Raw genomic sequence first — 18745 nt, 5'->3', positions numbered from 1 at the left:
ATGTTCCTTTCGGTCTTTGACATGTTCAAGGTTGGGGTCGGCCCGTCTTCGAGCCACACGATGGGGCCGATGGTCGCCGGGGCGCGGTTTCTTGAGAAGATGCGCGCCTCGCCGTTTCACTTCCGGGGGTTGCGGGCATCGCTGCATGGATCGCTGGCCTTTACCGGGGTGGGCCATGCCACAGACCGGGCAACGATCCTTGGTCTGGCGGGGTTCGAGCCGGCCACCTATGACGCCGCCAAGGCCGAGGCGGCGCTGGCGGATATCAAGGCGCGCAAGGTGATCGACGTGCCGGGGATGGGCGAGCTGGCCTTTGATCCGGGGCGGGATCTGGTGTTCGACTATGGCCCCGCCCTGCCCGGCCATGCCAACGGCATGATCCTGCGCGCCACGGATGCGCAGGGCGACGTGATCATGGAAGAAACCTATTATTCCATCGGCGGCGGCTTTGTGCTGACGGCGGGGGAGTTGGCCGATGCGGGGGGCTCCAAGGCGCGCGCGCGGGCAGATGTGCCCTATCCGTTTGAAACAGCAGATGAAATGCTGGCGATGGCCAAGGCTTCGGGGCTGAGCATTGCGCAGATGAAGCGGGCGAATGAGGTGAAGTTTCGGTCGGCGGCCGATCTGGACCGCGGGATGGAACGCATCTGGCAGGTGATGAACGATTGCATCACACGCGGGATGGCGGGTGAGGGCATCCTGCCCGGCGGGTTGAAGGTGCGCAGGCGGGCAAAGGGCATCCATGATGCGCTGATGGCTGAACGCGGGCTGAATATGACGCCGCCGCATGTGATCAACGACTGGATGTCGCTTTATGCGATGGCGGTGAATGAGGAAAACGCCGCTGGCGGGCAGGTGGTGACCGCACCCACGAATGGGGCAGCGGGGGTGGTGCCTGCGGTGATCCGCTATTGGCTGGACCATGTGCCGGGGGCGTCTGCGTCGAAGGTCGGGGAGTTCATGCTGACGGCGGCGGCGGTGGGCGGGCTGGTCAAACACAATGCCAGCATCAGCGGCGCGGAATGCGGCTGTCAGGCAGAAGTAGGATCAGCGGCGGCCATGGCGGCGGCGGGCTTGGCCGCCGTGCTGGGCGGCACGCCGGAACAGGTTGAAAACGCAGCCGAAATCGCGCTGGAGCATCATCTGGGCATGACGTGCGACCCGGTGAAGGGCCTTGTGCAGGTGCCCTGCATCGAACGCAACGGGCTGGGGGCGATCAAGGCGGTGTCGGCGGCATCGCTGGCGCTCCGCGGTGATGGAATCCATCTGGTGAGCCTTGATGTCTGCATCGAGACGATGCGCCAGACCGGGCGCGACATGCATGAGAAGTACAAGGAAACCAGTCTGGGCGGGTTGGCGGTCAACGTGCCGAACTGTTGATCCCTAGCTTTGCGTGATCAGATGGCCGGTGCTGGCGACGCGGGCATATAGCGCGAATTCGTCCGCATGGGCGGCACGAAAGCGGTCCTCCAGCCCCGACGGCAAGGTCGGTGCAGAGCCGGGATCACGAGGCGACCTGTTCTTGTGGTGCAGCTCCAGTTCCGTGCCGAGGCGGGCCTGTACGAAGGCAAGCAGCAGGTCCAGCCGGGCATAATCAAAGACATGCGTCACCGGAGGGCCGCCGTCGAGAAAGCCGAGGAAGCGGTCCTGTCGGCCCAGCGCGGCATAGGGCGGGGGCGGATCTGACAGGCGCGCCTCGACGAATTCGGCGAAGGTCAGCCCTTGCGTGGAATTGGGACGGCCTGCCAGCGCATCACGCTGTCGGTAGCGAAACCAGCTTTCCATCTGCTCCAACGGGTCGCGCATCACGGCGAAGGTTTCCGGCGCGAAACCCAGTTCCTCGGTCAGCAATGGGGCCCAGCGGCGGGCATAGACGGTGGCGTTCATATGCGGAAACTGACGCGCGGTTTCCGGGGTTTCGGCATAGGGGCCAAGCATCGCCCGTATCGCCTGCGAGGCCGTCTTGGGCGTGGCAAGATAAACGAGACGGGCCTTCGCAAGAACCAGCACACCACACCTCCGTGCGAACTGGTCGGAGAGTGGGGACGGATGAAGGCCAGAGCAAGGGGGGACGGCGCATCGAATGTCGCTTTTGCGATGGACGAGGGCAAAGGCGGGGGTTAGCCAAGCGGGTATGAGCCGCCAGCCTGACCGTATCGTTCCCGGCATCGTCCTGATGCTTGCCTTCTGCGCGCTGGCGCCGCTGCTGGATGTGTCATCAAAGCTGGCGGCGGAAAACGGCATCCCGGTGGGGCAGATCACCACAGCGCGGTTCGTGGTGCAGGGGGCGCTGATGCTGCCTGTGCTGTGGTGGATGGGCCTGCCCTGGGCGGTAAGCCCGCGGGTGCTGGGCTTTGTGTTTCTGCGGGCGGTGTTTCTGATCCTGTCGACCTTTTCCTTTGTGTCGGGCATCGCGGTGATGCCGGTGGCGGATGCGCTGGCGATTGCCTTTGTGGAGCCGTTCATCCTGCTGATTCTGGGCAGTCTGATTTTTGGCGACGAGGTGGGGCCGCGCCGGATTGCGGCAAGCGCCGTGGGCTTTGGTGGGGCGCTGTTGGTGATCCAGCCGTCGATCGCGGCCTTTGGCTATGTGGCGTTGTGGCCGTTGGGGACGGCGTTCTTCTTTGCCTTTTACATGCTGGTGACGCGGGCGATGGCGGCCTACATGCACCCGGTCACGATGCAGGCGCATACGTCATTCGCGGGGATGGTGATCTGCTTGCCGCTGATGGTGCTGTTTGACGGCACGGGCTGGGCGCAGTTGGACCCGGTGATGCCGGGCGGATGGAACTGGCTGTGGCTGTTCGGTGTGGGGTTCTGGGCCGGGGTCAGCCATATGTGCATGACCTACGCGCTGAAATTCGCGCCATCGGCCACGCTGGCCCCGCTGCACTATTCCGAAATCGTGGCGGCAGTGGCCTTGGGCTATCTGATCTTTGGCGATTTCCCCAATCCGCTGACCTGGGCAGGGATCGCGGTGATCGTGTCATCGGGGCTTTATGTCATCCACCGCGAGCGGATCAGCGCACGGGCAAAGCGGCAGGCGGCTGCCATGCCGCCCCCAGAAGCGATCTGAGCGCGGCATCGAGCCGGGCGCGCGGCAAGATCACAAGCATGCCGGGGCCGTCCATTTCCAGTTGAACGGATGATGTTATGACGCGGTTCGATGTGCCGATCAGGCCTGCGGGCGCGAAGGCAATCCCATCGATAGGCCATTCCAGCCCGGTGCTGCGTCCGGTGATTGGGGCCATGGGAAAGAGCGACAGCCGGTCGCCGGGTTTGAGCGTCAGGCTGAGGCTGGGCGGGGCATGAAAGATCACGTCGCGCGGGCCGATGACAAGGCAGCGCCGGTCGCCGTGGCGGACAAGACTGTTAAAGACGGCAAGCCCGTGATCGACCCGCGCGCCGGTGAAACCCAGCGCAAGCGTGAAAGGCGCATCGACAGACCGCAGCGCCTTGTCGAAATCTGTCGTCATCTGTTCGCGAATCGGGAACAGTCGCGCTGCGCCGAGCGTGGCCCGGGCGCGGTCGGAAATGGAATCGAAATCACCCACCACCGCCTCGGGCATGTAGCCTGCGGCAAGGGCCCGGTCGGCCCCGCCATCTGCGGCAAGAATCCTTGGGGCACGGGCGGTTGCGAGGCGGAATTCCGCCTGTGAAACCGGGCCGCCGCCGACAAGGGTGACCCCGTCGGTTGATTGGACAATGAGGGCGTTCATTGCGATACTGTTTTCCGAATTGAGGCAGTTCGAGCGTTCGTGGGCCATAATCAATCCTTCAAATTACCCCTATCTGTCCATGAAAACGATCAGGAACGCGGTAAATTGGCGTAGTCGAACTGGCGGAAAGCGAGCATCCGATGAACGGTGCGAGTAAAATTCTAACGGTCTCTTACGGGACCTTCTCATGTACCCTCGAGGGTTTCGAAGATCCCTTCAATACGATGAAGGCGATTGCCGAATACTTCCGCGATCTTGCGGCGGGGGACCGATATTTCGGGGCAGAGCCTCCGACGCCGGATGCAGCCATGCTGCATCAGATTGCGGAGCGCGAGATTCAGCGCCGGGTCGAGGCGAAGATCCAGGACAACGGGGTGGTGCTGCGGGCATCCGATGAGCCGGAGGCAGCGCCGATGACGGCCGCGCCTTCGCAGCTTGCCGCGCCGGTCGTGGCCGAGGTTCCCGTGGCGGTGGCCCCCGTGGCCGCTTCCGTGGCAGAGCAGCCCGCCGTGCAGCCGCCCGTTCAGCCCAGCGTGGCCCCGGCCAGTGCGCCAGCGACCGAGTCGGTGGTGGAAAAGCTGTCCCGTCTGCGGTCCGAGATCGCAGCTCAGCCGGGTGCCATGGCCCCTGCACAGACCGCGCCGGTGGTGAGCTTCGCGATCCCCGACTATCTGGAAGATCAGGACGCCGAAACGCTTGAGGCTGCGGCGCTTGTCGATTTCCTGCCGGAAGATCTGATGTCGGATACCGGGATGGACCTGCCAGAGGATGTGGCAGAGGACGCCCCGGTCGAAGAGATGCGGACCGAAGCGCCGGTGGGTGCAGAGGCGGATGTTTATGTGGAAGAGCCCGCCGATCTGGCCGCCGAACTGCCGGAGATCGATTTCTCGGCCGTGATGGCAGAGGCGGAACCGGCTGCAGAGGTAGAGGCGGCAGAGACGGATGCGATCGATCCGGCATCGGTGATGAATGCGGTTGACGCGCCGTCCGAGGATGCCGCCGTTACTGTTGCCGAGGACGTGTTTGTGGCGGCAGTTGATGCCGAACCGGATCACGTGGACGACCTGCCCGAATCGCTGATGGCGGCGCTGTCGGATGAGGCAGAACCCGTTGCCGTGGCGGCGCTGGACGAAGACTATGAGGTTGAGGCCGATATCTGGGCCGAGACGGCGGCGGAAGATGGTGCGGCAGAAGATGTTGCGCCGGAACAGCAGGCGGATGCAGGCGACGATAGTCTGATCGCATCGCTGGGCGCCGTGATGAATGCGGAACCTGAGGCCGAGCCTGTGGCGGAAACCGCTGTCGAGGAAGCCGTAGCAGAGGACGAATCCATCTGGGCGGAAACCTGGGCAGAGACGACCGAAGCGCAAGCGGAAGCGGTTGTGGAAGCCGAGGCCGCGCCGATTGCAGAGCCCGCGACGGATGTTGATGCCGAAGCCGAGGCTGAAGCTGAAGCTGACGATCTGCGTGCGGCGATGATCGCGGAACAGGCCGCGGTTGAACCCGCGACTGTGACCGAGGATACATCCGGCGGCATGGAACTTCGCCCCGGTTCAGCAGAAAAGCTGCAGCGTGCCCGGGCACGTGTCATCCGCATCCGCAAGAGCGATGACGTGGTCGCGCCTGTTGCCGCAGCGGTGGCAGAGCCGGAAGCGATGGTCGAGGAAGCACCAATCTCTGCGGCAGCCTTTGCCGAAGTTGACACAGCCGCAGACGCAAACCTTGCATCAACGCCCCTGCTGTCGGCCGAGGATGAGGCCGAATTGCAGCGCGAACTGGCCGCCCTGCGGCGTGGCGAAGCGGAACAGGAAGCCGATGCCGTCGCCGCCCTGTCGCAACAGCAAGACAGCCGCCGCGGCTTTGAAGGACCCTCTGCCGATGAGGCGCTGAGCCGTCTGATGAAGCAGACCGACAACGAGATGGAAGGCAGCGAAACCAAGCGCCGCCAGTCGGCCATCCAGCATCTGAAGGCCGCCGTGGCGGCCACCGTGGCCGACCGCAAGGTGACCGGCGAAAAGGCGGGCGAGACGGAAACCGTGTCGCGGCTGGCGCGCTATCGCAACGATCTGGCAATGGCGGTGAAGGCCGCCCTGCCGGGCGGGCGCGGCACGGCGACGGGCGAACGCCCTGCCCCGCTGGTTCTGGTTTCTGAGCAGCGCATCGACCGGCCCCGCCCGATCAGCGCGCCCAATGCCAGCGCAGCGCCTGCGCCGATCCGCCCGCGCCGCGTAACCTCGGCCGGGTTCGGCATGGCGGCGGCGACGGATCTGGACCTGTCGGACGATGAAGAAGAGGGCGACGACCTGTCGAACATGTTCGGCGACAGCAAAGGATTTGCCGAGTTCGTCGAAAAGATCGGGGCGTCGAGCTTTGAACAGATCCTTGAGGCATCGGCGGCCTATCTGGCCGGTGTCGAAGGACGGCCGCATTTCAGCCGTCCGCAATTGATGCGGCATCTGACAGAGGTCATCCCGCAAGGGACGTTCCAGCGCGAAGACGGGCTGCGCAGCTTTGGCACCCTGCTGCGCGACGGCCGCATCGCCAAGGTGCGGCGCGGGCAGTTCATGCTGTCGGAAGAATCGACCTATCTGGCCGAGGCGCGCAAGCTCGCGCAGTAACGGGATCGCGGGTCGAGAGCTGCCACTCAGACCCCAAGGGAAAAGGCGGACCGGGAACGGTCCGCCTTTTTTCCGTTCTACGGCGCGTTAATCGCCGCGGTTGGCGTTCGGATCATTCGGATCGGCCTGACCCACGCCGCGGAAAATGGACCGGAATGGCAACGCCCAGACGATGCCCAGCACCACATAAACGATGAATTCGAGCCAGATCGGCGGGCGGTCAAACAGGCTGACGGTAAAGAGCGCCGCCGCGATATAGAGCGGCAACCCGACTACAAGGATCAGGAGCGACAGGCGGCGGCGGGTCTTGTAGGACAGCGACATCGGTTTCCTTGGATCAATCCTCGAACGGGTCGGTCACGAGGATCGTGTCGTCGCGTTCCGGCGAGGTGGAAAGTAGCGCGACAGGGCAGTGGATCAACTCTTCGATCCGGCGGACATATTTGATCGCCGCACCCGGCAGATCGGCCCAGGACCGCGCGCCGGCGGTGGATTGGGTCCAGCCTTCCATTTCCTCATAGATCGGGGTGACGCGGGCCTGAAGGTTCGCGGCAGTGGGCAAGTAATCCAGCCGCTGGCCATCAAGTTCATAGCCCACGCAGATTTTCAGCGTCTCAAACCCGTCCAGAACATCGAGTTTCGTCAATGCAATGCCCGACACGCCCGAGGTGGCGCAGGTCTGGCGCACCAGCACGGCATCGAACCAGCCGCAGCGGCGCTTGCGCCCCGTCACGGTGCCAAACTCATGGCCGCGTTCACCAAGGCGCGCGCCGTCGGCATCGAAAAGCTCTGTCGGGAAGGGGCCTTCACCCACGCGGGTGGTGTAGGCCTTGACGATGCCAAGGACGAAATCCACCGCAGTCGGACCAAGCCCGGTGCCGGTGGCGGCCATGCCGGCCAAAGTGTTCGATGAGGTGACATAGGGGTAGGTGCCGAAATCCACATCCAGAAGCGCGCCTTGTGCGCCTTCGAACAGGATGCGCTTGCCCGCGCGGCGGGCATCGGTCAGCACTTTCCAGACCGGTTTGGCATAGGGCAGGATCTTGGGCGCGACCTCCATCAGTTGCGCCTTGAGCGCGACGGGATCGACGGGTTCCAGACCAAGGCCCGCACGCAGGGCGTTATGATGGGTGAGCAGACGGCCAATGCGAAGATCCAGCGTTGCCTCATCCCCTAGGTCGGCCACGCGGATGCTGCGGCGGCCGACCTTATCTTCATAGGCGGGGCCGATGCCGCGCCCGGTGGTGCCGATCTTGGCCACCGCAGTCTGGCCTTCACGGGCGCGGTCCAGTTCACCGTGGACAGGCAGGATAAGGGGCGTGTTTTCCGCGACCATCAGGTTGTCGGGGGTGACATCCACCCCCTGCCCGCGCAGTTTTTCGATCTCGGACAGCAGCGCCCAAGGGTCCAGCACCACGCCATTGCCGATGACCGACAGCTTGCCGCCGCGCACGATGCCCGAGGGCAGCAGTGACAGCTTGTAGACATTGCCATCAATGACCAGCGTATGCCCGGCATTGTGGCCGCCCTGAAAGCGGGCGACGATATCGGCACGCTCGGAGAGCCAGTCGACGATCTTGCCCTTGCCCTCGTCGCCCCATTGGGCGCCCACGACAACCACATTGGCCATGACAGCGGTCCTTTCCCGGTCTGGTGAAACCGACTGTGCTATAGCGGGGAGCGGGGGGGATGGGAACGGGGAAACGGTTCTGTGTCGGCCCGTCAGGGCCAAATTCGTTCGAACGAATTTGCAAATTTCTTCGAAGAAATTTGGCGCAAGCCCGGGCTTGCGCGGGAATGGCGACCAAGGCAGGGTGCGGGGATGTTTCTCTATATCACCCTTGGCACCAATGATCTGGCGGCGGCGATCCGGTTCTATGATCCGGTCTTGGCCACGCTGGGCCTGGTGCGTGCCCGGACGCTGGAGACGGAAATCGGATATGCCGCGCCGGGCGACAGCCGGTGCAGGTTATGGGTGACGCAGCCCTTTGACGGGCGGCCTGCCACGGTGGGCAATGGGTCGATGCCTGCGCTGGTGGCTGAAAGCCGGGATGCGGTGGATGCGTTTTACCGGGCAGCGCTGGCGAATGGGGGCAGTGATGAGGGCGCCCCGGGGTTGCGGCCCTTTGGCCAGTCATTCTATGCCTGCTATGTGCGCGATCCGGATGGCAACAAGCTTTCCGCCGTTTGCGAAGGGCTGGCGGGGGTTTGATCTGGATGCAGACGAGGTGGCAAAGGGACTTCGCTACTTCACCAACGTTCCCTGATGATAAACAATAATGTGGATCGGCATGCCCTGCCGATCCAGCGCATAGGTGATCGTGCTGTGCAGAAGGCCCCGCCCTGCGGTCAGATCACCCCGTAGTGGTCCCGATAGTGGCCCTCTCCCTTCGATCATCCAAGTGAAGTCGTAGAGGTAGACCGGCATGCCCTGACGCCCATAACGCACCCCGCCTGAGCCATCGCCACCATCCATCCCCATTTTCAGACCCGCCTCAGTCAGCCATGCCGCGATCCCCTCGGCAGACCCGATGGAAGCGAAGGCATGGTGCAGGCAGACGGTGAGTTCCGCGTCATCGCGCATCCCTTCCCAGTCAAAGGAAGATGGCTCCACCGGATATCCGGGTTTCAGACACTCCAGAATGCCCGGCCGTGCCATCAGCGCAGGCACCGCATTGATCCGACGGGCAAGGTAGATCTGGCGCGTTCCGGGCAGGATCGGCTTGCCGAACACCTGAACCGGATAGGTCTGCTGGTCGCTGAGGAGCTGGAAGCGGACCTCATCCGCAGTAGCATGGCCACCTGCCAAAGCAGTGGCCCAACCGACCAGAGAACCGAACACAGCACGCAAAGAAATCGTCACATACTCCCTGTGGTTGTGCGAAGGGTAGCGGCGGCCAAAAGCTGCGTCAACGCCAGTGCAGATGTGTCTGTCTTGGGTCGGGCACGGAGGCACAATCTGCAAGTTGGTCGATGCTACCCGACTCTGACAGGTCTATGGCGGGGACGCGCCGGGGTTGCGACCCTTTGGCCTGTTCATTTACGCCTGATGTGCGCGCGATCCGGATGGCAACAAGCTGTCGGCGGTTTGCGAAGGCATGTAGGGGGCGTGACGCGCCTACTTGCGCCCTTTCCGGCTTGCGCCTAGATAGGCGCGTCAGTCTAGGGAAGCGCCTGAATGGAAAACGTCGTCCTCACCATCCACCTGATCCTTGCGCTTCTGCTGGTCGGCATCGTGCTTTTGCAGCGGTCCGAGGGTGGCGGTCTGGGCATGGGCGGTGGCGGCAACAACCCGGCGGGGCGCAGCGCAACGACCGCGTTGCAGAAACTGACATGGCTGTTGGCCGCAGCCTTTATCGTAACATCGCTGACCTTGACGATCCTCGCGGCACGTGGCGCGGATTCGGGTTCAGTGATTGACCAGATCGGTGCCGAACAGCCCGCCGATGCGCCCGCCAGCCTTCCGGCCGGGTCCGAGCTGCTGCCGCCTGGGCCGACGGATGCACCGCTGGCACCGCCGCCGGCAGATGCCCCGGCCACGCCGCCGGCAGCTAGCGAGTAACCACCACTTCTTGACGGATAAACCACGGGCCAGACTGCATCTTGCGGTCTGGTTGCGCGCGGGCGCAAGCTGCGTTAAGGCTTAACCCCCGTGATGATGCGATTCCCTGCGGGCGAATCGTGTTGGATTTGAACAACGAAATCGCGGGAGGCCATCCATGGCGCGCTACATCTTCATCACTGGCGGCGTGGTTTCGTCCCTTGGCAAAGGGCTGGCATCCGCCGCGTTGGGGGCGTTGTTGCAGGCGCGCGGCTATACGGTGCGGTTGCGCAAGCTGGACCCCTATCTGAACGTTGATCCCGGCACGATGTCGCCCTTTGAACATGGCGAGGTGTTCGTCACTGATGATGGCGCGGAAACCGATCTGGACCTTGGCCATTATGAGCGATTCACCGGCGTGTCGGCGCGGCAGAGCGACAGCATTTCATCGGGGCGCATCTATTCCAACGTGCTGGAGAAGGAACGGCGCGGGGATTATCTGGGCAAGACCATTCAGGTCATTCCGCATGTGACGAATGAGATCAAGAATTTCCTCCGCATCGGTGACGATGAGGTGGATTTCATGCTGTGCGAGATTGGTGGCACGGTGGGCGATATCGAAGGGCTGCCGTTCTTTGAGGCGATCCGCCAGTTCATCCATGAACGCCCGCGCGGCCAATCCATCCTGATGCACCTGACGCTGCTGCCCTATCTGGCGGCGAGCGGCGAGTTGAAGACAAAGCCCACGCAGCACAGCGTGAAGGAATTGCAGAGCATCGGCCTTGCGCCCGATGTGCTGGTCTGCCGGTCGGAGCATCCGATCCCGGAGAAGGAACGCGAAAAGATCGCGCTGTTCTGCAATGTGCGCAAAGAGCATGTGATCCCGGCCTATGATCTGAAGACGATCTATGAAGCGCCGCTCGCCTATCACCGCGCGGGGCTGGATCAGGCGGTGCTGGATGCCTTTGGCATCACCCCTGCCCCCAAGCCCAATCTTGCGCGCTGGGAAGATGTGATGGACCGGCTGGTGCATGCCGAGGGCGAGGTGCGGGTCGCCATCGTGGGCAAGTACACCCAGTTGGAAGATGCCTATAAATCGATTGCCGAGGCGCTGACCCATGGCGGGATGGCCAACCGCACGCGGGTTCGCGCGCAGTGGATCGACGCTGAGATATTCGAGCGCGAAGACCCCGCGCCGTACCTTGAGAATTTCCACGCCATTCTGGTGCCGGGCGGCTTTGGCGAGCGCGGCACCGAAGGCAAGATCAAGGCGGCGCAATTCGCGCGGGAAAAGAAGATCCCCTATCTGGGTATCTGTTTGGGCATGCAGATGGCGGTGATCGAAAGCGCGCGCAATCTGGCGGGGATGAAGAATGCCGGGTCGGAAGAATTTGACCACGAGGCAGGGGCGAAACGGTTTACGCCCGTCGTCTATCACCTGAAGGAATGGGTGCAGGGCAACCATGTCGTGGCGCGCAAGCTGAGCGATGACAAGGGCGGCACGATGCGGCTTGGGGCCTATACGGCGACGCTGGCGGAAGGATCGCGCGTGGCGGGGGTTTACGGGACCACGACGATCGAGGAACGCCACCGCCACCGCTATGAAGTGGATATCCAGTATCGCGACAAGCTGGAAAGCTGCGGGCTGATCTTTTCGGGCATGAGCCCCGATGGGCGGCTGCCAGAGATCGTGGAGGTAAAGGATCACCCCTGGTTTATCGGGGTGCAGTTCCATCCGGAACTGAAATCCAAACCCTTCGCCCCCCATCCGCTGTTTGCCGATTTCGTGCGGGCAGCGGTGGAGATGAGCCGGTTGGTGTGAGGGAACGCGAAATCTGACGCAGATTTCGCGACGTTTTCTGCGCGCAGAAAACGGGGGCGCATCATTTGGGGCGCCGGAATTTGCGTCAAATTCCGACGCGGTCTTTGCGTCAAAGACCGCTTTGCGGCTCCAATAGCCCGCCTTGAGCGTGACATGCGTTTCACGCCCAAGGAACTTGGCCGGAACACGCTTAGGCGGCAGGTTTGCCGGGGCGTTCGTGGCTGAAAAGGGTCCACTGGACCCTGTTTTCCCCGCGCAAGGTGCGCGGGGCCGCCATTCACCCCACCATCCCCATCACCACGGGCTCGACCTCGTGCCAGCCTTCCCAGATCATCTTCAGCGCGACGTAGAAGATGATCGCAAGGCCGACATAGGCGATCCAGCGGTGCTTGTTCAGCAGCTTGGCGATGAAGCTGGCGGCAAGGCCCATCAGCGCGATGGACAGGGCAAGGCCGATCACCATCACCGACGGGTGGTCATGCGCCGCCCCGGCCACGGCGAGGACGTTGTCGAGGCTCATCGACACATCGGCCACCACGATCTGGATCGCGGCCTGACGGAAGGTCTTTTTCGGCGCGCCGCCCGCGATGGTGCCATCGCGGTTCAGGTCTTCGCCGACCAGCGCCTCGGCCCCGGCCTCGTCGTCGCCATGCCCGCCTTCGCGCAATTCGCGCCACATCTTCCAGCAGACCCACAGCAAGAGGATGCCCCCGGCCAGGATCAGCCCGGTGATCGCCATAAGCTGGGTGGTCATCAGCGCGAAGGCGATGCGTAGTACCGTTGCAGCAAGGATGCCGACAAGGATCGCCCGTGTCCGCATTTCGCGTGGCAGGCCCGCGGCGGCGAGGCCGATGACGACGGCATTGTCGCCCGCAAGCACAAGGTCGATCGCGATGACCTGGGCGAGCGCGGTCAGCCCTTCGGTGGTGAAGATTTCCAGCATGTCCCTCTGTCCCTTATGGGGTTTTGCCCTTGGCTACGCCTGCGGCTGCGGGCTGTCCATCACGCGCTTTGGCATGGGGCCAGAAAGATGCGAACTGCACCGTGCCGGCATCAGGCGGGCGTTGCACGGCGCGGCGTTCCCGGTTAGGCGAAGGGCATGCTTTCCTATCAACACAGCTATCACGCCGGGAACCTTGCCGATGTCCAGAAGCACGCGCTGCTGTGCTGGGTGCTGGACTATCTGACGCGCAAGGACAAGCCGCTGACCTATATCGAAACCCATTCGGGGCGCGGGCTTTATGATCTGGGCAGCCCTGAGGCCAGCAAGACAGGCGAGGCCGCGCTGGGGATCGCGCGGGTTGAGGGCGCGTTCAATGCCGACCACCCCTATCGCCGGTCGCTGGCGGGGGTGCGAGCACTGCACGGCGCGCAGGCCTATCCGGGATCGCCCCTGCTGGCGGCAATGGCGCTGCGCGAAGGCGATGTGATGCATCTGGCCGAGTTGCATCCGCAGGAACATTCGGCGCTGTCGGCGCTGCTGTTACCCTGGGGTGCGCATATCCAGAAGCGGGACGGGTTCGAAATGGCGATGGCCGTGACGCCCCCTACCCCGCGGCGCGGGATGATGCTGATTGACCCGTCCTATGAGGTGAAGGCCGATTACCAGACCATCCCCAAGCTGATCGGGCAGGTGGTCCGCAAATGGAATGTGGGGATCATCGCGCTGTGGTATCCGATCCTGACCGAGGGCGCGCATGGGCCGATGCTGCGGGCGCTGGAGACGGCGTTTCTCGGCAGCTTGCGGCATGAGTTGCGCTTTCCCCCGGTGCGGGACGGGCATCGGATGATCGGCACGGGAATGTGGATGCTGAACCCACCGTTCGGGATCGAAGAGGAATGCGCGCGGCTGGACGCGATGTTCCGGGGATTGGGCAATGCTTGAGTTTCGCACGCTGGATGTGTTCACCACCCTGCCCTTCACGGGCAATCCACTGGCCGTGGTGCTGGGCGCGGATGGACTATCGACGACGCAGATGCAGACCATCGCGCGGGAGTTTAACCTGTCGGAAACCATTTTCGTGATGGCCCCACGCGACCCCGCCCACCGGGCGCGGGTGCGCATTTTCTTTCCAACAGCGGAAATACCCTTTGCGGGTCATCCCACAATCGGTTGCGCCATCTTGCTGGCCTCCATGGATGCCGGACTGGAGGATGCAGGTTTGAGCGATTTCGAACGGCATATAGTGCTGGAGGAAGAGGCGGGGCTGGTTCCTGTTACCGTCTGGCGGAAAGGCGGGTTGATGGAGGCGGAGTTCACCGCGCCGGTCGTGCCGCATGGCACGGAGGGGTTGGTGGCCGAGGACCGGCTTGCGCCCGCTTTGGGGTTGGAGCCGGGTGAAATAGGTTTTGGCGCGCATCGGCCGGGCATCTGGCAGGGCGGACCGCGGTTTCTGTATGTGCCGGTTGCCTCGCTGTCCGTGTTGGCCCGGGCGCGGGCGATGCAGCCGCATTGGGATGCGGTGATGGCGGCGGCTGGGGTCGACAGCGCCTATCTGTATACGCCGGGAGCGGAACGCGATTTCCGCGCGCGGATGTTTTCGCCGACAGCGGGCATTCCGGAAGACCCAGCCACCGGGTCGGCCACCGCGATCCTTGCGGCGCAGTTGCGTGCGAGCGGAGTGCTGGCGGATGGGGCGAACCGGTTCCATCTGCGGCAGGGGGTGGAAATGGGGCGAGCCTCGGATCTGTTCCTGTCGGTCGATGTCGTGAGCGGTGCGGTACAGGCCGTGCGCATCCGGGGGGCGGCGGTGCCGGTCTCAGAGGGCAGGATCACAGTGCCGCAGGCGTGAAAGCAGGGCGGCTTGCCGCCGCCCGTTGTGCCGCCTATTCTTCCTTTCATGTTGCAAGCGATCCTGCGCGCGCTGAGCGCCCCCGAACCCACCCGCCTGCCCCAACCCGATGCCCGCCTGGCCTTGGCGGCGCTTTTGGTACGGGTGGCGAAAACCGATGGTCTTTATTCGGCGGAAGAGGCCGAACGGATTGACCGCGTGCTGATGACGCATCATCAGATTGGCCCGTTCGAAGTGGCCAAGCTGCGGGCCGAGGCGGAAGAGTTGGAGAACATCGCGCCGGATACGGTGCGGTTCACCCGCGCGCTGAAGACCGCCACGGCGTTGGAGGATCGGTCCGCGCTGATGGAGGCGCTGTGGTCTGTCGCACTGGCCGATGGGGTGCGCGATGCCGAGGAAGACCGCCTGCTGCGGATGGTGGCCTCCCTTCTGGGCCTGACGGATGTGGAATCCGGGCTGGCGCGACAGCGGGCCGAACGAGCCTGAGGTCTGACCTCATTCTCTGATGTTTTCAGGATGAGTACGGCGATGCGCGGCATCGCCCTTGCCGATGCGTTCGGTCTTGCTATTTATCGTTCGATAGATAATCTTTCGAGAAAGCGGGATCGGGGGCGGCGGCATGAAGGCTTCACACTTCGACTATGTCCGCGTCCAGTCAGTCGAGGATGCGGTCCGGGTGATGGCGGATTCGGACGGCGAGGCGCGGTTTCTGGCCGGTGGGCAGAGCCTGATCCCTGCGTTGAACTTTCGGCTCGATCGTCCCGGCCTGCTGATTGACCTGAATGCGGTGACCGCGCTTTCGGGCATCCGGCGAGAGGGGGATCACATCGTGATCGGCGCCCTGACCCGCCATGCCGAGGTAGAGCGTCACCCTTTGATCGCCGCTCATCTGCCGCTGCTGGCCGAGGCCGTGCAGCATGTGGCCCATTCAGCCATCCGCAACCGGGGCACTTTTGGTGGCAGCCTTGCACTGGCTGATCCCGCGGCAGAGATGCCTGCCTGCGCGCTGGCGCTGCGGGCGGTGATCCATGTACAGGGGCCAAAGGGGCGGCGCAGTATTCCGGCTGATGCGTTTTTTGAAGGCAGCTATGCCACCGCGCTTGCGCCCGGCGAATTGCTGACCGAAGTGCATATCCCCCTGCCCGATCCGGCGGCGCGGCACGGCTTTGCCGAATTGACCCGGCGGCGGGGCGATTATGCAATGGCGGGGCTGGCGCTGATGGCGGGGCCAGAGGCGCGGGTGGTCTGGTTCGGTCTTGCCGACAGGCCGCTGCGCGATCTGGGGGCCGAGGCCGCACTGGCGCAGGGGCCACATGCCGCTGCGGCGGCAGCGCTTGACGGAGTGGAGGTCTGGGGGGACCTGCACAATTCTGCCGAGACCAAGGTTCATCTGGCACGGGTGATGATCCGCCGCCTGCTGGAGCGCATGACATGAGGGTTACTTTCCGCCTGAATGGCGAAGCCACGGTGATCGAGGCCGAACCGCGCCAAAGCCTCGCCGATGCGGTGCGCGCGGCGGGGTTCACTGGAACGCATCATGGCTGTGAACATGGGGTTTGCGGGGCCTGCACCCTGCGCGTGGACGGCGTGGCGGTGCGGGGATGCCTGATGCTGGCCGTGCAGGCAGAGGGGGCCGAAGTGGTGACGGTCGAGGGGTTGGATGCGCCCGATCTAAAGGCGGCTTTTGTCCGCCACAATGCCCTGCAATGCGGGTTCTGCACGCCGGGGATGTTGATGACCGCAGCGGAATTGCTTGAATCCGGCCATGTGCCGGACCGCGCTGAAATCCGCGATCACCTGTCGGGCAGTTACTGCCGCTGTACCGGCTATCAGGCGATTGTCGATTCAGTGGAAGAGGTGGCGCAGGCGCGTCATGGGGCCAAGCCATGACCCAGATCGGCCGCGCCCTACCCCGCCCCAATGCGCGCCGACTGGTGGAAGGCGCGGGCCGGTTCGTGGGCGACCTTACCCCGCCCCGGATGCTGCACGCGGTCTTTGTCCGGTCGCCCTATGCCCATGCGGTGATCACCGGGATGGATCTGGACGCCGCGCGCGCCGCGCCGGGGGTGGTTGCGGTCTATGACGGGGCCGACATGGCCACCCAGATCACGCCTTGGGTGGGCGTGCTGACGCATATGGTGGGCATGCGGTCACCGCCGCAGCCTGCGCTGGCGGTCGGGCACACGCATTGGCAGGGTGAGCCTGTGGTGATGATAGTGGCCAGCAGCCGCGCGCTGGCCGAGGATGCCGCCGAACTGGTTACGGTGGACTATGATCCGCTTCCCCCGGTCACGGACATGGAAGCTGCGCTTGCCCCCGACGCCCCGGTGATCCACCCCGACCTTGGGTCGAACCTCTGCTGGGAGAAGCGTATCGATGTGGGCGCGGTGGACGTGGCCTTTGCCGATCCGGCCAATACGGTGGTGGAACGCCGCTTTGTCTTTGGCCGCCATACGGGCGTCACGCTGGAGCCGCGCGTCATCACGGCCGATTATGACGCGGCGCAGGATCAGTTGACGGTAAACTACTCGGGCCAAGTGCCGCATATGATGCAGGAGGTGTTGGCAACCCATCTGGGCCTGCCGCAATCGCAGGTGCGGATCGTGGCGCAGGATGTGGGCGGTTCCTTTGGGATCAAGATCCACACTTACGGCGACGAGGTGGCCGCCTGCGCCGCAGCCCGCCTGCTGCGCCGCCCGGTGCAATTCGCAGCGGACCGCTATGAAAGTTTTCAAAGCGACATCCACGCCCGCGATCACAGGGTGACAGCCCGCGCGGCGATGGCGCCTGACGGGCGCCTGCTGGCCGTGGATGTGGATGACATCACGGGGATCGGCCCCTATTCCGTCTACCCCCGCTCTTCGGCGATCGAGGGCAATCAGGTCATCAACCTGATCGGCGCGCCATACACCCTGCCCGCCTATCGCGCCCGGTTGCGAGTGGTGTTCCAGACAAAGGTTCCCACCTGCCAATACCGCGCTGTGGGCCATCCGATTGCCATGGCGGTGATGGAAGGGCTGATGGACGATCTGGCCGCTGCAACGGGCCGCGATCCGGTGGTGCTGCGGGAGATGAACCTGATCCCGGATGATGCCTATCCGGTGCGTTCGCCGCAGGGGATGCTGTATGCCGATCTGTCGCATCAGGCCTGCCTGACCCGCCTTAAGGAACTGATGGGCTATGACGCGCTTTGCGCGGAACGCGACGCGATGCGGGCGCGTGGCGTGCATCGGGGGATCGGGATCGTCAGCATGGTAGAGATCACCAACCCGTCGCCGATGTTTTATGGCGTAGGCGGTGCTCCGGTTGCGGCACAGGATGGGGCGGTCGTGCGGCTGGATGCGTCGGGTGCGGTGCATCTGTCCAGTTCCGTCACTGAACAGGGACAGGGAACGGAAACGATCCTCGCCCAGATCGCCGCCGATGTGCTGGGCCTTAGGGCCGAAGATATCCGGGTACAGACCGGGGATACCGCCCATATGCCCTATGGCGGTGGCACCTGGGCCTCACGCGGGGCGGGGATCGGGGGCGAGGCGATGCGCGCGGCAAGCGTGGCATTGCGCGCGCAAGTGTTGGAACTGGCCGGAGCTGTTCTGCAATGCCCGCCCAGCGCCTTGGCTCTTGCAGGCGGTGCGATCATTGATGCCGCAAGCTCGACGGAGCGCATGACCCTGCGCGAGTTGGCGCAGATGGTGTATTTCCGGGGCAATGAGCTTCCCGCCGGACAGGCGGCTGAGTTGATCGCCAGCCGCCATTTCCGGGTTGAGGGGATGCCATTTGTGTTCAGCAACGGGGCGATGGCATCCTATGTCGAGGTGGATGTCGAAACAGGGCTGGTTACGCTTTTGAACCATTGGGTGGTGGAAGATGTGGGCACCATCCTGAACCCCAAGCTGGTGGATGAACAGATCCGGGGCGGTGTGGTGCAGGGCATAGGTGGGGCCCTGTTCGAGGAATGCCTGTTCTCTGACGATGGCCAGCTTTTGACCGCGACGATGGCCGATTATCTGGTTCCGATGGCGGGCGAGATGCCAGATATCGAGATCGCGCATGTGGTCACGCCCACCAGCACCTCGGCTCTTGGGGCCAAGGGTGCGGGCGAGGCGGGCACCTCGGGCGCATCGGGCGCTGTGATGAATGCCGTGAACGATGCGCTGCGTCCGCTGGGCGCGCAGATCAGCCAGATGCCCATGACGCCAGAACGCATTTTGCGCAGTCTTGGTCTGGTGCCATGATGCCCCCTTTCAGGAGAG

Annotated in this window: 18 protein-coding genes; 12 read left to right on the top strand and 6 right to left on the bottom strand. The window is 64.0% G+C overall.

Annotation, left to right across the window (positions count from 1 at the left end; translation table 11 throughout):
- Positions 1-1380 (top strand): L-serine ammonia-lyase, encoded by a 1380-nt coding sequence (locus tag RSE12_07450; GenBank protein ID WRH64161.1) that lies wholly within the window; start codon positions 1-3, stop codon positions 1378-1380.
- A gap of 3 nt (positions 1381-1383) precedes the next feature.
- On the opposite strand, the gene RSE12_07445 is transcribed toward RSE12_07450, so the two are convergent.
- Positions 1384-2010: a hypothetical protein gene (locus RSE12_07445; GenBank protein WRH64160.1), complete on the bottom strand. Its 627-nt coding sequence runs from the start codon at positions 2008-2010 to the stop codon at positions 1384-1386.
- A 124-nt stretch (positions 2011-2134) separates the two neighbouring features.
- Between RSE12_07445 and RSE12_07440 the strand changes: the two genes are divergently transcribed.
- Entirely contained in the window at positions 2135-3076 is a 942-nt protein-coding gene (locus tag RSE12_07440; GenBank protein ID WRH64159.1) for a DMT family transporter, read from the top strand.
- Here the strand turns inward: RSE12_07440 and RSE12_07435 are convergent.
- A complete protein-coding gene (locus RSE12_07435; GenBank protein ID WRH64158.1) occupies positions 3021-3719 on the bottom strand; it encodes a thiamine diphosphokinase in 699 nt (232 codons plus the stop codon). The two genes, RSE12_07440 and RSE12_07435, sit on opposite strands and share 56 nt — an antisense overlap.
- A gap of 224 nt (positions 3720-3943) precedes the next feature.
- On the opposite strand from RSE12_07435, the gene RSE12_07430 reads away from it, so the two are divergent.
- Positions 3944-6337, top strand: a complete 2394-nt coding sequence (locus RSE12_07430; protein WRH64157.1) for a hypothetical protein — start codon at positions 3944-3946, stop codon at positions 6335-6337.
- Between the two features lie 87 nt (positions 6338-6424).
- Here the strand turns inward: RSE12_07430 and RSE12_07425 are convergent, their stop codons facing one another.
- Positions 6425-6661 carry a DUF2842 domain-containing protein gene (locus RSE12_07425; protein ID WRH64156.1) on the bottom strand — a complete coding sequence of 79 codons (237 nt, stop codon included), beginning with the start codon at positions 6659-6661 and terminating at the stop codon, positions 6425-6427.
- Between the two features lie 13 nt (positions 6662-6674).
- Positions 6675-7967: an adenylosuccinate synthase gene (locus tag RSE12_07420; protein ID WRH64155.1), complete on the bottom strand. Its 1293-nt coding sequence runs from the start codon at positions 7965-7967 to the stop codon at positions 6675-6677.
- Between the two features lie 192 nt (positions 7968-8159).
- On the opposite strand from RSE12_07420, the gene RSE12_07415 reads away from it, so the two are divergent.
- Entirely contained in the window at positions 8160-8549 is a 390-nt protein-coding gene (locus RSE12_07415) for a VOC family protein (GenBank protein ID WRH64154.1), read from the top strand.
- 33 nt (positions 8550-8582) lie between these two features.
- Here the strand turns inward: RSE12_07415 and RSE12_07410 are convergent, their stop codons facing one another.
- A complete protein-coding gene (locus tag RSE12_07410; GenBank protein WRH64153.1) occupies positions 8583-9200 on the bottom strand; it encodes a hypothetical protein in 618 nt (205 codons plus the stop codon).
- A 315-nt stretch (positions 9201-9515) separates the two neighbouring features.
- On the opposite strand from RSE12_07410, the gene secG reads away from it, so the two are divergent.
- Positions 9516-9899, top strand: a complete 384-nt coding sequence (gene secG / locus RSE12_07405) for a preprotein translocase subunit SecG (GenBank protein WRH64152.1) — start codon at positions 9516-9518, stop codon at positions 9897-9899.
- 157 nt (positions 9900-10056) lie between these two features.
- The gene (locus tag RSE12_07400; protein ID WRH64151.1) at positions 10057-11700 is read left to right on the top strand and encodes a CTP synthase; all 1644 of its coding nucleotides are present in this window, start codon (positions 10057-10059) and stop codon (positions 11698-11700) included.
- Between the two features lie 277 nt (positions 11701-11977).
- On the opposite strand, the gene RSE12_07395 is transcribed toward RSE12_07400, so the two are convergent.
- Positions 11978-12643 (bottom strand): TerC family protein, encoded by a 666-nt coding sequence (locus RSE12_07395; GenBank protein ID WRH64150.1) that lies wholly within the window; start codon positions 12641-12643, stop codon positions 11978-11980.
- Between the two features lie 156 nt (positions 12644-12799).
- On the opposite strand from RSE12_07395, the gene rlmJ reads away from it, so the two are divergent.
- From rlmJ to RSE12_07365, 6 genes are all read left to right on the top strand, one after another.
- Positions 12800-13585, top strand: coding sequence for a 23S rRNA (adenine(2030)-N(6))-methyltransferase RlmJ (gene rlmJ, locus RSE12_07390; GenBank protein ID WRH64149.1), 786 nt, complete (start codon positions 12800-12802; stop codon positions 13583-13585).
- A complete protein-coding gene (locus tag RSE12_07385) occupies positions 13578-14492 on the top strand; it encodes a PhzF family phenazine biosynthesis protein (protein ID WRH64148.1) in 915 nt (304 codons plus the stop codon). The genes rlmJ and RSE12_07385 overlap by 8 nt, the downstream gene beginning before the upstream one ends.
- A 48-nt stretch (positions 14493-14540) precedes the next feature.
- Entirely contained in the window at positions 14541-14978 is a 438-nt protein-coding gene (locus RSE12_07380) for a TerB family tellurite resistance protein (protein WRH64147.1), read from the top strand.
- Between the two features lie 133 nt (positions 14979-15111).
- Positions 15112-15927: a xanthine dehydrogenase family protein subunit M gene (locus tag RSE12_07375; protein WRH64146.1), complete on the top strand. Its 816-nt coding sequence runs from the start codon at positions 15112-15114 to the stop codon at positions 15925-15927.
- The gene (locus RSE12_07370; GenBank protein WRH64145.1) at positions 15924-16382 is read left to right on the top strand and encodes a (2Fe-2S)-binding protein; all 459 of its coding nucleotides are present in this window, start codon (positions 15924-15926) and stop codon (positions 16380-16382) included. The genes RSE12_07375 and RSE12_07370 overlap by 4 nt, the downstream gene beginning before the upstream one ends.
- The gene (locus RSE12_07365) at positions 16379-18727 is read left to right on the top strand and encodes a xanthine dehydrogenase family protein molybdopterin-binding subunit (protein ID WRH64144.1); all 2349 of its coding nucleotides are present in this window, start codon (positions 16379-16381) and stop codon (positions 18725-18727) included. Before RSE12_07370 ends, RSE12_07365 begins: the two co-directional genes overlap by 4 nt.
- Positions 18728-18745 lie beyond the last annotated feature (18 nt).

Source organism: Fuscovulum sp., from assembly GCA_035192965.1.
In the GTDB taxonomy this organism is placed as follows: domain Bacteria; phylum Pseudomonadota; class Alphaproteobacteria; order Rhodobacterales; family Rhodobacteraceae; genus Paragemmobacter.
Note: the sequence above shows the minus strand (reverse complement) of the source record. Positions and strands in the feature narration are given on the sequence as shown.

Bases quoted from the DNA above. Each gene is read 5' to 3' on its own strand.
- RSE12_07450 (WRH64161.1), top strand. From the start codon at position 1: ATGTTCCTTTCGGTCTTTGACATGTTCAAGGTTGGGGTCGGCCCGTCT.
- RSE12_07440 (WRH64159.1), top strand. From the start codon at position 2,135: ATGAGCCGCCAGCCTGACCGTATCGTTCCCGGCATCGTCCTGATGCTT.
- RSE12_07435 (WRH64158.1), bottom strand. From the start codon at position 3,719: ATGAACGCCCTCATTGTCCAATCAACCGACGGGGTCACCCTTGTCGGC.
- RSE12_07430 (WRH64157.1), top strand. From the start codon at position 3,944: ATGAAGGCGATTGCCGAATACTTCCGCGATCTTGCGGCGGGGGACCGA.
- RSE12_07425 (WRH64156.1), bottom strand. From the start codon at position 6,661: ATGTCGCTGTCCTACAAGACCCGCCGCCGCCTGTCGCTCCTGATCCTT.
- RSE12_07420 (WRH64155.1), bottom strand. From the start codon at position 7,967: ATGGCCAATGTGGTTGTCGTGGGCGCCCAATGGGGCGACGAGGGCAAG.
- RSE12_07415 (WRH64154.1), top strand. From the start codon at position 8,160: ATGTTTCTCTATATCACCCTTGGCACCAATGATCTGGCGGCGGCGATC.
- secG (WRH64152.1), top strand. From the start codon at position 9,516: ATGGAAAACGTCGTCCTCACCATCCACCTGATCCTTGCGCTTCTGCTG.
- RSE12_07400 (WRH64151.1), top strand. From the start codon at position 10,057: ATGGCGCGCTACATCTTCATCACTGGCGGCGTGGTTTCGTCCCTTGGC.
- RSE12_07395 (WRH64150.1), bottom strand. From the start codon at position 12,643: ATGCTGGAAATCTTCACCACCGAAGGGCTGACCGCGCTCGCCCAGGTC.
- rlmJ (WRH64149.1), top strand. From the start codon at position 12,800: ATGCTTTCCTATCAACACAGCTATCACGCCGGGAACCTTGCCGATGTC.
- RSE12_07385 (WRH64148.1), top strand. From the start codon at position 13,578: ATGCTTGAGTTTCGCACGCTGGATGTGTTCACCACCCTGCCCTTCACG.
- RSE12_07380 (WRH64147.1), top strand. From the start codon at position 14,541: ATGTTGCAAGCGATCCTGCGCGCGCTGAGCGCCCCCGAACCCACCCGC.
- RSE12_07375 (WRH64146.1), top strand. From the start codon at position 15,112: ATGAAGGCTTCACACTTCGACTATGTCCGCGTCCAGTCAGTCGAGGAT.
- RSE12_07370 (WRH64145.1), top strand. From the start codon at position 15,924: ATGAGGGTTACTTTCCGCCTGAATGGCGAAGCCACGGTGATCGAGGCC.
- RSE12_07365 (WRH64144.1), top strand. From the start codon at position 16,379: ATGACCCAGATCGGCCGCGCCCTACCCCGCCCCAATGCGCGCCGACTG.